Here is a 12,851-nt window from a genome sequence, read left to right as displayed (position 1 = left end):
GCTATTGTGCAAAGTACACGTGGTAGTCGACGAAGTCGCCGGGGCCGGCCGAGTCGATCACGACGTCGAGCTTGTCGCGGGTGACGACCTCTTTGGGGACGTCGATGACACGCTCGACCCACTCGTTGCCCGGGTGGAACGTCTCGTCCGCGATCTGGACGCCGTTCACGCGCACGAGGATGCGTGATTTTCCGTCGGGGGCCGTGCGGAGGAGGATCTTCCCCTCGCGCCCCAAGATGGCGTTTTTCAGGGTGAATCGCTCGCTCTTGCCCCCGCCGATGCGGCGGCCGCCGTCGAACATGTCGCGGCGCTCGTCCCACGGATCGGGGAGGATCTTCATGTCGGTCCAGCCGTTTTGGGGGCGGCTGAAGGCGTAGTCGTGGCGCTTCTCGCTCACGAGGTCCCCGACGTCGCATTCGTCGCGGAGCTCTACGCCCTTCGGGAAGCTCCTCGGCATGGCGCCCGTGCCGAGCACGTGCCAGTCGGCCCGGTAGACCACGTGCTCGTACCCGCCGCAGATGACGTTCCCTTCGACGGGGAAGCGCCGCACGACCTCCGGGCCGAACCACGTGGGGAAGCTCCCCCACCATGTGGGGAAGATGGCGAGCAGCTCGGGGCGCTCGGAGGGCGGCACGCGCTCCATGAGCTCGATGGTCGCGGGCATGCCGTGCACACCCGCGCGCGCGAAGGGCAGATCGTGGTACCCACCGAGGCCGATGATGTCGAGCCCGGGTTTGTCGCTCGCGTAGAGGATGGCGCCCGCGTCGCCGACGAGCACGCGGTTCACCTGCTGAGGCGCGAGCCACCGGCCGAGCACGAGGTGTTGATCGCGGATGTTGCGGCACGCTCGGCCGAAGAACCACTTCTGGTCACGCATCTTCGTCTCGAGGTGCTGGTGCCCCGAGAAGAGCAGGATCGCGCCCAAAACGACGCGGAAGGGGCGGACGCGGAGCGCGAGGCCCACGGCGACGCCGATGGCGATCGCGATGCCCCAAGGCACGCGGATGTCGGGCATCTGCCCGGGTGGTCGCGTGACCACGCCGACGATCTGGACGACGAGCACGGTCCCGAGGGTGGCCCACACGACGCTCGGCGCCGAGCGCTCGCTCTTCGACGTGGACGCCCGCGCCCCCGCCCGTGAAAAGAGCAGCTCCTTGGCGCCGAGCGCGGCGAGCACGAGCACCCACGCCACGGCCGGCATGGTGTAGCGCTCGTTCTGCCACCGCACTTGCCCGTTCATGGCGACGAGCCCGATCCAGAGCGCGACCTGCGTCCAGAGGAGCACCGCCGTGTGCCGGGTCCTCCGGAAGGCGAGCGGGACGAGCGCGAGGAACACGATGCCGACGCCCCACCCGACCTCCCCCACGATGGCCTTCGCCCAGGGCTTCTGGAGGGTCTCGTCCGTGAAGAGGCCGCGGAGGAGGCCATCGGGCGCGAGCGGTCCGGAGAAGTGGTACTCGATGTTCCGGAACGCCGCGTAGCCGAGGTTGAAGCGGTAGTCGCCGAGCTTCTCCTCGGGGGTCATGAAGGGGTTGTTGAGCGCGAGCTTCACGATCGCGCCGTTCGCCGACGTCTCGCCGGTGAGCGCGCGGTTCGCGAGCGACTGCAGGACGAGCAGAAGGAGCGCCGGGAGCCCCACGCGGAGCAACACACCGACCGCGACCTTCGGCCGCTTGACGTAGCGTACGGCGAGCGCGGTCCCGAACACGGCGCACGTGCCGACGGCCTCGGGGCGCGTGACGAAGAGCGCCCCGCACGCGAGCCCGAGGAGCCACGTCGACCGCCGGAGCTCATGTGTGCTCGGCTCGCCCGTAGCCGCCTTTTCGGCGCGCAAATACGCGAGGAGCGCGACCGACCACACCCCGAGATAGAGCGACACCTCCATGCCGCTCCAGAGGGACCAATCGAGCGCGCCGACCGACAAAAGGACGGGTGGGAGGAGGTAGGAGCCGAGCTTGCCGGTCGTGTCCTTGGGGCCCTCGACGAAGAGCCGCCGTGTGACGAGCAGGAGGGCGAAGACGCACACGCACGCCACGTAGGCGGCGAACACCATGAGGTGCTCCCCGCGGAAGCCGACGAGGTACCCGAAGGCGAGCACGAAGGGGTACGAGAGGCTGGTGTTGCCGGACGAGTACCCGTTGCCGACGGTCCACTCGAAGGGGTGTCCCAGGGCCGTCGAGCGCGCGTAGTCGAAGTGGATGAAGACGTCGTCGAGGGGCGCGCTCCACTCGCCGCCCGTCTGCTTCAGCATGTACCCGTAGAAGAGCCGCGCCGACGCGAGCGTGAAGAACGCGGCCCACACGGCGTACACGAGGTCGTCGTGCCGCGCGAGGAGCCGCAGCCCCCCTCGGAGCTTGGCTATCACCCGAGACGTCACGCGAGCCGTTTAGCCCAAGAGCGCGGCGCGAGGGGGGCGAAACGGTCGCCGCAACCCCGAGCGTGGCTCCGGCATCGGGAAGGGAGCCCCGCCGTCATGCCCACTCCGCTGAAAGCGCCGGACATTTCGGCACGAACCCCCATCGCGGGCGCGACCGTGTGCCCCCTCTCGGGACCGTCGCGCGAACCCGCGGGCGTCCGCGGCCGAGCCCATGTCGCCCGGGGTTGCGGGACAGGCGCGGCCTTTGGTACCGTCGGGGCGCTCATGAGCGCGAAAAGACAGGCACTTTTTACGTGTGCGTCCGTGCTGGTCGCCGCGCTCGCCGAGAGCCCTGGCACGGCCCACGCGCAGACCGCAGGTCGCCAGGGAGGGCTCACCACGCCTCCGAAGCCCGACGACACCGCGCCCCCGCCGCCGCCCGCGCCGCCGCGCATCGAGATGCCGAAGGTCGTGAAGGACCCTGGCGCCGTGTACCCACGCGAGGCGCTCGAGGCCCACGTCCGCGAGCCCGTGACGGTGGTGCTCATCCTCGAGCTCGACGCCGAGGGCAAGGTCACGAAGGCCACGGTCGAGGCGCCCCAAGGCAAAGGGTTCGACGAGGCCGCCGTCGCGGCCGCAAAGACACTGGAGCTTACGCCGGCGAAGCGCGACGGAAAGCCCATCCCCGCGAAGATCAAGCACTCGTACACGTTCGTGCCTCCGGCCGGCCGCCTCGTCGGCAAAGTCGCCTCGTCGGCGCGCGACACGTCCCTCGCGAACGTCCCGGTGGTCGTGACCCTGCCGAACGGCGAGACGCGCACGCTCACCACCGCGGCCGACGGCACCTTCACCCTGCCCGACGCGCCGGCCGGCACGTACAAGGTCTCCATCGACGCCGAGGGCTTCCTCCCCACGAAGGCCGAAGAGACCATCGAGCCCGGCGAAGAGGTGTCGCTCACGCTCCGCCTCGATCGGCCCGCGCTGAAGGCCCCGGAGCTCCCGCCCGGCACGGTCACGGGCCCCATCGAAGAGGTCTCCGTCCGCGGGCAAAAACCCCCGCGCGAGGTCACGAAGCGCACCTTCACGCAGCGCGAGCTGTCCCGCATCCCGGGCACGAACGGCGACGCGCTCCGCGCCATCCAGAACTTCCCCGGCGTCGCGCGCCCACCCGGGCTCGCCGGCCTCCTCATCGTGCGCGGCTCGGCCCCCAACGAGACGAACGTCTTCGTCGACGGCACGCTCGTCCCGCTCGTCTACCACTTCGGCGGCCTCTCCAGCGTCATCCCCACGGAGATGCTCGAGAAGATCGATTTTTACCCGGGTAATTTCTCGGCGCAGTACGGCCGCGTGGTGGGCGGCATCGTCGACGTGGGCCTGCGGAACCCGAAGAAGAAGTTCCACGGCATGGCGCAGGTCGATCTCATCGACGCGCGGTTCGTCGCCGAGGGGCCCATCTTCGACACGGGCTGGACCTTCGCCCTCGGCGGGCGCCGGAGCTACGTCGACCTCTGGTTGAAGCCCGTGCTCGAGGCGGCCGGCGCGGGGGTGTCCACGGCCCCCGTCTATTACGACTACCAAGCCATCCTCCAGAAGGACCTCGGCAAAAACCAGAGCTTCCGCTTCGCCTTCTTCGGGTCGGACGACCGCCTCGAGGTGCTCGTCAAGGGCGTCAACGCCTCGAACCCCGGGCTCGGCGGCAACATCTCGTTCGGGACGGCGTTCTACCGGTTCCAAGGCCGCTACGAGAACCGCATCTCGAACGACACGCAGCTCAAGGTCACCGCGGCCGTCGGCAAAGATGCCATCGCGTTCCAGGTGGGCGACAACTACTTCACCCTCGACAGCATGCCCATCATGCTCCGCACCGAGGTGACCCAGAAGCTCGGCCAGGGCGTGAAGACGAACTTTGGCCTCGACTGGCTCTACACGCCCTACACGATCGACCTGCGCCTCCCGCCGATCCCGCGGCCCGGTGAGCCGCCCGGCGCGCCCTTCGGCGGTCGCCCGCCGCTCGTCTTGACCGAGTCCGACTCGACCTACGTCCCGGGCCTCTACGACGAGGTCGAGATCACGCCGTGGAAGGGCGGGCGCATCGTGACGGGCTTGCGTGTCGACTACACGAAGGCCACCCAGAAGTGGGACGTGTCACCGCGCGTCGTCGCTCGGCAGGACGTGACCACCTCCCCGCGCACGACGCTGAAGGGCGGCCTCGGCGTCTTCCGGCAGCCCCCCCAGCCGCAGGACACGGCGCGGGTGTTCGGCATCCCCGGGCTCTCGTCGAACCGCGCCGTGCACTACTCGGTCGGCGTCGAGCGCGAGGTGACGAAGCAGATCGAGGTGTCGGTCGAGGGCTTCTACCGCGACCTCGACAACCTCGTCGTGCCGCGCGTCGGCAACGTGGGCACGGGGCGCGCGATCGGCGCCGAGACCCTCGTCCGCTACAAACCGGACGACCGCTTCTTCGGCTTCCTCGCGTACACGCTGTCTCGGAGCGTGCGAAAAGACGGACCCAACGAGGAGGAGCGCATCTTCCCCTTCGACCAAACGCACATCCTCACGGCGCTCGGCAGCTACCGCCTCGGCGACGGGTGGGAGATCGGCGCGCGCTACCGTCTCATCTCGGGCAGCATGCGCACGCCGCTCCAGTACGGCTTCTTCGACTTGAACGTGGGCGCCTACCTGCCGCTCCAGTCGTATCCGCCGAACAGCGAGCGGAACCCGCTCTTTCACCAGCTCGACGTCCGCCTCGACAAGACCTGGTTCCTCAGGAACGGCGGGAAAATCGGCTTCTACGTCGACATCCTCAACGTCTACAACCAGGCGAACTCCGAGGGTGTGACGTACAACTACAACTCCACGTTGAGCACGCAGACGAACAGCCTCCCCATCTTGCCGAGCTTGGGCCTGCGAGGTGAGCTATGAGCACGAAGCTACGTCGAACGGTCGCCCGGGGCCTCGCGCTGGCTGCCGCGGGGGCCACGATCGCGGCGCTCGGAGCGGCGTGTGGTGGCGCCGGCTTCGACCCGAAGAGCAAGGTCGACTCGGTGCGCCTCCTGGCGGCCCGCGCCGACAAACCCTACGCGAAGCCCGGCGACACGGTCTCGCTGGAGGTGCTCGCGTACGACGGCCGCGCGAACCCCACGCGCCCGATGCGGCACTACTTCTTGCCGTTCGTGTGCCTGAATCCGCCCGCCGACCAGTACTTCGGCTGCTTCCTCCCGGGCGTGCTCGCGTCTCCGGACGGCGGCGTGCCGTCGCGCGACGCCGGGGGAGGTGGAGCAGGTGGCGGGCAAGGGGGCACGCTCCTCGCCGACGTCCCGGACGGGACCGACCTCACCCCCGTGCTCGTGCAGGGTACACGCTTTTCGTACAAGGTACCGGACTCGGCCGTCATCGCCCGCCGCGAGAGCCCCGACGAGCCCTACGGCCTCACCATCGTGTTCACCGTCGCGTGCGCGGGGCGCGTCGTGTTCAAGCGCCCGGACATCGTCACCCGCCAGCAGGTGCCGCTCGCGTGCGCCGACGAGGACGGAAAGCCCCTGCCGGCGTCCGAGTACGTCATCGGCATCCATCGGGTGTACGTGTACGACAAAAAATCGAACGAAAACCCGGTGCTAGAGGGCCTCACGCTCGACGGAAAGCCCGTCGATCCGGCCGCCGGTATCACCATCGACCGGTGCACGCTCTCGAAGCGCGCGGACTGCCCCGAGCTCAAGATCGACGCGGTCGTGCCCGAGTCGAGCTGGCAGATCCAAGAAGGCGTGAAGGCCGCCGACGGCAGCGAGGCCCGCGAGCAGATTTGGGTCGACTACTACCTCACGCACGGCGAGATCGAGGGCGCGCGCCTCATCTACGACATCGCGTCCGGCCGTGTACCGGAGAGCGGCGCGAAGCTCACGGCGCCCGTCGCGCCCGGCCTCGGGACGCTCTTCGCCATCCTCCACGACAACCGCGGCGGGATCGCGTGGAAGCACGTGCCCGTGACCGTCAAGTGACGAGGGGCTGCCGGAGCGGCCTCGGACGGGCTAAGCTCGGTGGATGGGCCTCGGCCCACTTCGCCCCCGTCTCTGCCTCCGGCGCCCCACGATGAACCCGTTCGTACGTCGCCTCCCGCTCGGTGCCCTCGTCGCCCTCGCGCTCGCCGCGACGGCGCCCGGCTGCGCGTCGAGCGAGACGAGCACCTTCCTCGACCCGACCGATCTCGAGCCCTACGCGCCCGGGGAGAACGGCCCGCCCGCCACCTACGATCGCAACAACGTCATCGACGACGCGAGCCTCGTCGACGTCGGCCAGGCCACGCCGGCGCTCGTGCAGAAGTACCTGGAGCGGAACCCCTACGGGAAACGCAGCTTCCTCGGCACCTACCAGTCGAACGGCCTCCGCGCGTCGGACGCGCTCGTCACGGCGGCGCGAAACTACCGCATCAACCCCATCGTGCTCCTCGTGCTCGCGCAGGTGCGCGCGGGGCTCGTGAGCCTGACCGTGTACCCGGAGGATCCGGCGAGGGTCGAGTACGCCTTCCAATGCGGGTGCGAGGCGAAGGGGCAGTGCGATCCGCGGAGCGCCGGCTTCGACAAACAGGTCGACTGCGTCGCCCTCCGCCTTCGTGAGGCGCTCGAGGCCGTGAAGGTGAGCGGCGCGGCCCCCTCGGGGTTCGGCCCGAACCGCACGGCGTTCACCGTCGACGGGGCGCGTGTCACGCCCGCCAACGCGGCCACGGCGGCCCTCTACCACGTGCTCCCACGCGAGGCGAAGGACGAGCCCGGCGGGATCTGGCTCGTGTGGAACCTCTGGCAAAAATACACGCTCGCGTACGAGTACGCGGGGCCCTTCGAGCCCACGCCCGAGGGCGGAGGCATCGGCGAAGCGTGCCAGAACGCTCGGCAGTGCGCGCTGCCCGCCTCCGAGGCCATCTGCGCGACCGAGTACCCGGGTGGCATGTGCACCACGCAGTGCACGTCCGATTGCCCCGTGGTCGCGGGCAAAGGCGAAGGCTACTGCGCCGACTTTCGCTCGACGGGCATCTGCCTCGCCGTGTGCAACCCCAACGCGCCGACTTGCCGCAAGGGGTACACGTGCACACGCGTCGCGCGGTTCGGGGCGCCGAAAGAGTCCCAGTATACGTGTTACCCCGAGCTCTGAAGCTCGCCCCCGGTACCTCCCAAGTGCCCGGTTTTATGTGATATTTTTGTGGCCCGGCGTGGCTCCGGCGCTCATGAGGATCCGGGCGGCGTCGAGAGAAATCTGGCCCCGCGACACGATGCCCTCGAGCTTCGGGCCCTCGCGTGGGTCGTCGAACGCGGCCCTCAACCGGAGCCAGCTCTCGAGGTAGGGGCGGTCGCGCACGAGGCCCGGCCCATCGCCCGTGCCGCCCCGGTAGGCGCGCTCCGAGAGGCGCGCGGCGTCCTCGGGAGCGACCCCGTGGGTGTCGATGAGGGCGCGCGCGCACGTGTCGAACGGGGCCGAGCCTTCGGCGAGGTGGATCGCGAGCCTGCGCAGAGAGAGCTCGCGGAGCCTTCGGCCGCGGAGGAACCCCGCGCGCTCCTCGTGGACGAGGGCGTACCCCTCTTGGTCGCACGTGCCCTTCGCGGAGCCGAACCGGAAAATCGCGAGCGATTCGCGTGCGGCGCGCGCCCGTGGGAGCACGTGGCCGTGGATCTCGTGCACCACGGTGCGCTCGATGTCGTCGCGCGACACCTTGCGGCCCTCGGCCACGATCACGTGCCGCTCGCCGGTGGCCGCGAGGGCGGTGAGCCCCGGCGAGGTCCGCACCACGAACGGCACCTTGTGGCGCCCGATCTCCTCGCGGAGACGCGAGACGAGCGATCCTCGCTCGAGGCCGTCCGAGAGCCACTCGCGCGGCTCGTCGTCCTCTTCTTCGAGGAGGCCCGACGAGAGCCCGTCGATCGCGAAGGCGAGCCCCGGATCGTCTCCCGTCCCGTACCTCGCCCGGGCGGCATCGGCGAACGCACGCGTCCCCACGCGGGTGATCATGTCGATCTCGACCCGGAGCTCTTCGGCGCGTGCCTGGTAGAGCCCCCCGAGCGGCGTCGACGTGTCGAGGTGCGCGAGCACCGTCTCGAGGCTCCGCGTGACGAGGTCGAGCCCTTCGGGCGGAGGGTGGTACTCCCACCGAGGTACGGCGCGCTCCCCACGCGCGAGGGCCTCGGCGAGCCGATGTCGCTCGGCGCGCGCGTTCACGGGGGACGCCGCGGAGAGCACGCGCACCACGGCGTTCGCCCGGGCCAAGACGGCCTCGGCGTCGGTCGGATCGGTCGGCCCGGGCCTCGTGCGCGGCACACGCCGAGCCTACACGAGGTCGCGCGTCGTCACCGGGCCCGGCCGAGGAAAAGCAGCCCCCGAGGGCCGTCCGGAGGAGCGGCGCACGCTTCGATCGGCGCATCGTCGCGGGTATTTTTCCCTTTTGGGGGGCCTCTGAGAGACTGCGCGTCACTATGAGCTTCGTGGCCCGCCCCTTCGCCGTCGTGCTGTCCGCGCTCGTGGGTGGCTCGTGGCTGCTCTCCACCTCGTGCCACTCGGCCATGGAGGGCCCCGACGCCGAGGCCGAGCGCCCCGACGCCTCCCTCGCGGCCGCATCCGACGCCGCCTCTCCCGACGCCGCGCAGGACACGGCCAAGGCCGCGGGCGGTCCTTGCCCGGCCGACATGGTGTACGTCGACACCGAGTTCTGCCCCAAGGTCGAGCGCGAGTGCCTCGAGGTCGAGACCGACAACCCGAACCACCTCAAGATTTGCCACGAGTACGCGAAGGGCAAACAGAAGTGCCTGACCGCGACCGAGCGCCGGCAGTTCTGCATCGATCCGTACGAGTACCCGAACCAGAAGGGCGCGCACCCCGCGTGGAACGCGACCTGGTACGAGGCGCAGGCGTCGTGCAAATCGAAGGGCAAGCGCCTCTGCTGGGGGAGCGAGTGGACCGCCGCGTGCGAGGGCCCCGAGCACACGCCGTTCCCCTACGGGTGGAAGCGCGATCACGACATCTGCAACATCGACAGCCTCTACATCAACCCCGAGAAGAAGGGCGGAGGCTTCCTCTTCTCGTCGAAGGATCCGGAGGTGCGGCACGCCGAGCTCTCGCGCCTCGATCAGAGCGTGCCTTCCGGCTCGATGCCCGGGTGCAAGAGCGGCTTCGGCGTGTACGACCAAACGGGCAACTTCGACGAGTGGGGCATCAGCGACGAGAAGCCCATCGAGAAATCGCGCTGGGCCGCGCTGAAGGGCGGCGCGTGGGGCCACGTCAGGAACCAGTGCCGGCCCGCGAGCCACAACCACATGCCCGAGGAGTGGTACTACTTCTGGTCGTTCCGCTGCTGCAAAGACGCGGAGGGCGCGCCGGTGTGGCACCCGCCGGCCGACGCCGGCAACGTCCCCGCGCCCGAGGTCGAGGCGAAGGACTTCTTCCCCGAGCCCATCGTGGCGAAGAACGCCCCCGGGCCCTCCAAGCGCAAGTACGACTACCGCGAAGAGAAGCGCCGCAAGGCCCTCATGGGCACGCGCGCCGAGCGCAAACCGTAGCGGGCTGCCGTCTCTCTCATCTCCGCGCGCCCGTGCCCGTGCCGGGAGCTTGCCCGTGCCGGGAGCTCTAGTGTCCGCGTGCCCGTGCCGGGAGCTCTAGTGTCCGCGTGCCCGTGCCGGGAGCTCTAGTGTCCGCGTGCCCGTGCCGGGAGCGCTCGTGTCCGCGTGCCCGTGCCCGTGCCCGTGCCCGTGCCCGTGCCCGGAGCCTGGCAAACGCGCGAGGCGGTGGTGCACGGCGTGCCCTCCACACCGGACATCTGGCCACACCTCGGGCACGGGTAAGGGCGAGAGGAGATCGGGCACGGGGACGGGGACGGACGAGAGGCGAGGAGATCGGGCACGGGCACGGGCACGGGCACGGGCACGGGCGAGAGGAGGGGAGCCCCGGTGACGTTCGGGCACGGGGACGTGTACGGACGAGAGTAGAGCGGGCACGGGCACGGGCACGGGCGAGAGGAGGTTCGGGCACGGGGACGGGGACGGACGAGAGGAGAGGAGATCGGGCACGGGCACGGGCACGGGCACGGGCACGGGCGAGAGGAGGGAGGGGAGGGGAGGGGAGCCCCGATGACGTTCGGGCACGGGCACGTGCGGGCTAGGGACCGCCGATTTCTTGGCCCCCTAAGAAAAAATGGGGGGGTGAACGTGCGCATGGTCCCACCATGTCGTATGCTCTGCGCTTCATGCCAAGGCGCGCCGCACGACTCGCACTTTCCGCAGCAGTTACGGTAGCTTCCATGTGGGCCGTCGCGGCCTGTTCGGGCGCCGAGCCTGGCGAGGTTCAAGGCCCCGAGGCCCCCGTGCCGGTCGAGCCTGGTGCGACCCCGCCGGCTCCGTCGGCGTCGGTCTCGGCCCCCACGAAGGACGCCTCCGCTCCCCCCCCGGCCGACGCTGGGGCCGACCGCGACGCGGCGCCCGCGGGTGCCGTCGGGACCTTCGGTCGATGGGACACGCGCGACGCGAAGGGGCCGCGCGCCGGTTGGCCCGGCTCGTCCATTCGCTTTCGCTTCCGAGGAACCAAAGCCGCGGTGACGCTCGACGAGACCCCGGGCACCGGCGGCCCGAGCGAGTGGGACGTGGCGATCGACGGCGTGTGGCGCGCGCAGAAGCTCGCCCTCCAGGCCGGGCGTGGCACCTACCCGCTCGCCGACGGGCTCCCCGCGAAGGAGCACACGATCGAGCTCTTCCGGCGCACGGAGGCGCTCTCGGGGTCGACGCAGCTCCTCGGCGTCACCGTCGGCGAAGGGGCTCTGCTCCCCCCGCCCGCGCCGCGCGCGCGCACGTTCGAGTTCTTGGGAGACTCGCTCACGAACGCGTACGGCATCGAGGGGACCGGGCCCCGCTGCAGCTACACGGCGAGCACGCAGAACCTCCACATGTCGTTCGCGTCGCGTGTCGCCGAGGCCTTCGGCGCCGAGCTGTCGGTCGTGGCCTACCAGGGCAAGGGCCTCACGAAGAACTACGTGCGCGCGAGCTCGACGCTCTTCCCGGAGCTCTACGCCCGCGCCCTGCCGGACGATCCCACGAGCCTCTGGGACGCTCGTAAGCTCGTGCCCGACGCGGTGTTCGTCATGATCGGCGCGAACGACTTCCTCCAAGAGAAGGCGCAAGTCTTCGACCCTCCGAGCCTCCCGGCCTTCCGCGCGGCGTACGTGTCGCTGCTCGCCAAGGTGCGCCAGAACGCCCCGCAGGCCTACGTGTTCGCGATGGTGGGTCCCACCCAGACCGACATGGCCCCGGCCCGCTACAACGCCCGCACCGACCAGACCGCCGCCGTCATGCAGGCCGTCGCCTCGCGCACGTCCGCGGGGGATGCGCGTGTACACTACATCGACTTGCCGGCGGAGCCGCAGAGCGAGCTCACCGCGTGCGACTACCACCCGAGCGTGGGCGTGCACGAGCGCATCGCCCAGATGCTCGTCCCCCAGGTGCGGTCGATCACCGGCTTCTGACCGTCAACGCGCGTCGCGGTACGGGTTCTCGCCCGAGCGCGAGAGCGCCATCGCGACGACGTGGGCGAGCACGTCCACACCCCCGGCGGAGCTCACGGTCTCCTGGCCTCGCGCCGACACCGAGAGGTGGCTCTGCGGGGTGCGCAGCGTGACGAGCCTCGCGTCGTACGGGGCGAAGGGCGCGTGGCTGCGCAGAAGCTCGATCGTGCGCTCGAAGTTCGCGAGCTGGGTAGGCCGGAGCTCTTCGCCGAGCCCCGTGTACTTCGCCCGCTGCGCGCCCAAGAGGAGCGGCTGCGCCGTGCGGCGAAAGACGTAGAGCACGTGCTCGCGCTCCTCGACCCGCGTCGTCTGCTCCTTCTCGAGGGTCTTCGACATCATGAGGCCGCCGGTGAGCGCGATCTTGCGAAAGTCGATCACGCGCTCGGCCTTGACCTCGGTGTGGCGCTCGGTCACGCGGTGCACGGCGCGCACGAAACATAGGAAATCCTCGTACGGGACGGCCATCTCGGCGCGCCCGCGCACCTCGACCGAGAGCGCGTCGGGCCGGAAGGCGAAGGTGCGGACCTCGCCCATCTCGGACGAGGGGACGACGGCGCTCGCGTCGAAGCCCACGGCCTCGTGGCCCCGCCGCGAGAGGTTCCCGAGGTGGAGCTCGGCCTCGCGGCGATCGTTCGTGCGCAAGGTGATGGTGGGGGTGCCGCGCAGCAAGAGCTGGGTCGCCTCGTACGGCGCGAGCCCCAGCTCTCGGGAGAGGTGCTTGGCCTCGTCCGCGGGGGCCGAGCCAAGGCGAACGAGCGCCACCACGTACATCCGCCGAAGCTTAGCAGCCCGTTGATTTTCTCGCATCGGCCGCTCGCCGCCGCATCCCGACCGCCTTCGTTGCGATCCTGCGGTGCGTCCCCCGTCGGGGACTTCCAAGGGTCGTCCTCACCTACAAAAGTAGGCTCCGGGCGCTCCTCGGATCGCGCCTCGGCGAGTCGGGCGCGGTCGTCGAACGGCCTCGGTCCG

At 70.2% G+C, this 12,851-nt stretch carries 8 protein-coding genes; 5 read left to right on the top strand and 3 right to left on the bottom strand.

Annotation, left to right across the window (positions count from 1 at the left end; all coding sequences use genetic code 11):
- Position 1: 1 nt before the first annotated feature.
- Positions 2-2,377: a hypothetical protein gene (locus IPK71_29905; protein MBK8217962.1), complete on the bottom strand. Its 2,376-nt coding sequence runs from the start codon at positions 2,375-2,377 to the stop codon at positions 2-4.
- 264 nt (positions 2,378-2,641) lie between these two features.
- Between IPK71_29905 and IPK71_29900 the strand changes: the two genes are divergently transcribed.
- From IPK71_29900 to IPK71_29890, 3 genes are all read left to right on the top strand, one after another.
- Entirely contained in the window at positions 2,642-5,278 is a 2,637-nt protein-coding gene (locus IPK71_29900) for a TonB family protein (GenBank protein MBK8217961.1), read from the top strand.
- Entirely contained in the window at positions 5,275-6,351 is a 1,077-nt protein-coding gene (locus IPK71_29895) for a hypothetical protein (protein ID MBK8217960.1), read from the top strand. Before IPK71_29900 ends, IPK71_29895 begins: the two co-directional genes overlap by 4 nt.
- Before the next feature lie 91 nt (positions 6,352-6,442).
- Positions 6,443-7,498 carry a hypothetical protein gene (locus IPK71_29890; protein ID MBK8217959.1) on the top strand — a complete coding sequence of 352 codons (1,056 nt, stop codon included), beginning with the start codon at positions 6,443-6,445 and terminating at the stop codon, positions 7,496-7,498.
- Between the two features lie 33 nt (positions 7,499-7,531).
- Here the strand turns inward: IPK71_29890 and IPK71_29885 are convergent, their stop codons facing one another.
- On the bottom strand, positions 7,532-8,656 hold the full coding sequence (locus tag IPK71_29885; GenBank protein ID MBK8217958.1) for a DUF1704 domain-containing protein: 1,125 nt from the start codon (positions 8,654-8,656) through the stop codon (positions 7,532-7,534).
- A 155-nt stretch (positions 8,657-8,811) separates the two neighbouring features.
- On the opposite strand from IPK71_29885, the gene IPK71_29880 reads away from it, so the two are divergent.
- On the top strand, positions 8,812-9,891 hold the full coding sequence (locus IPK71_29880) for an SUMF1/EgtB/PvdO family nonheme iron enzyme (GenBank protein ID MBK8217957.1): 1,080 nt from the start codon (positions 8,812-8,814) through the stop codon (positions 9,889-9,891).
- Between the two features lie 737 nt (positions 9,892-10,628).
- Positions 10,629-11,843, top strand: coding sequence for a hypothetical protein (locus IPK71_29875; protein MBK8217956.1), 1,215 nt, complete (start codon positions 10,629-10,631; stop codon positions 11,841-11,843).
- Positions 11,844-11,846: 3 nt separating this feature from the next.
- On the opposite strand, the gene IPK71_29870 is transcribed toward IPK71_29875, so the two are convergent.
- Positions 11,847-12,653: a hypothetical protein gene (locus IPK71_29870; GenBank protein MBK8217955.1), complete on the bottom strand. Its 807-nt coding sequence runs from the start codon at positions 12,651-12,653 to the stop codon at positions 11,847-11,849.
- Positions 12,654-12,851: the final 198 nt, after the last annotated feature.

It is taken from the genome of Myxococcales bacterium (assembly GCA_016712525.1).
GTDB lineage: Bacteria > Myxococcota_A > Polyangia > Polyangiales > Polyangiaceae > JAAFHV01.
Note: the sequence above shows the minus strand (reverse complement) of the source record. Positions and strands in the feature narration are given on the sequence as shown.